At 63.6% G+C, this 861-nt stretch carries 1 protein-coding gene; it reads left to right on the top strand.

The annotated features are described in order from the left end of the window. The coding region (gene ligD / locus AC1DY5_RS57320; protein WP_478122988.1) for a non-homologous end-joining DNA ligase at positions 1 to 860 on the top strand (860 nt) is incomplete at its 5' end. Position 861: the final 1 nt, after the last annotated feature.

Below are 861 nucleotides of genomic sequence, written 5' to 3'. Positions count from 1 at the left end.
TGATTGATCCGTCAACCGGCGTCACCAAAATCGAGCTGGTGCGCTTTTACGGTCTGGTTGGCCCGTTAATCCTCGAACACCTGAAAAGTCGCCCTGTGTCGCTTGTACGCGCGCCGGAGGGCATCACGGGCGAACTGTTCTTCCAGAAGCACCTGGACAAGGGCGAGATTCCCGGCGTGCGCCAGCTCGACCCGGCCTTGCACCCTGGCCATGGCCAGCTTCTCGAGGTGGCCACAGCGCAGGGGGTGCTCTCGTCCGCGCAGCTCAACGTGATCGAGTTCCACACTTGGAACGCCGTCAAGACGGCGATCGGGAAGCCGGACCGCATCACCTTCGACCTCGACCCAGGTGAAGGCGTGAAATGGGCCCAGATCCAACAGGGCGCCGAGCTCGTGCGGGTCTTCCTTGAGCAGCTCGGCCTTGCCTCGTTCGTGAAGACCAGCGGAGGCAATGGGCTCCACGTCGTGGTGCCGGTCAAGCGGCTATACAACTGGGACACCGTCAAGGACTTCTCCCAGGCGATCGTCTTGCACCTGGCGCGCACGCTCCCCCAACTGTTCGTGGCCAAGAGCGGGCCGAAGAACCGGGTGGGCAAGATCTTTATCGACTACCTGCGCAACGGCTTCGGCGCCACGACGGCTTCCGCATGGTCGGCGCGCGCGCGGCCGGGACTGGGCGTGTCGGTCCCGATCGCGTGGAGTGATCTGGCGAAGGTGACGAGTGGGGCGCACTGGAACGTGCGCAATATACACACACGGCTCGACAAGGGAAACGAGGCTTGGGCTGGCTATTCGAAGTCGGCGCTGGGTCTGGGGGAGTCGATGCGGATGTTGGATTTCGACCCGGCCCGACGCATCTAGC

Source organism: Variovorax sp. P4_D9 (assembly GCF_056401695.1).
Note: the sequence above shows the minus strand (reverse complement) of the source record. Positions and strands in the feature narration are given on the sequence as shown.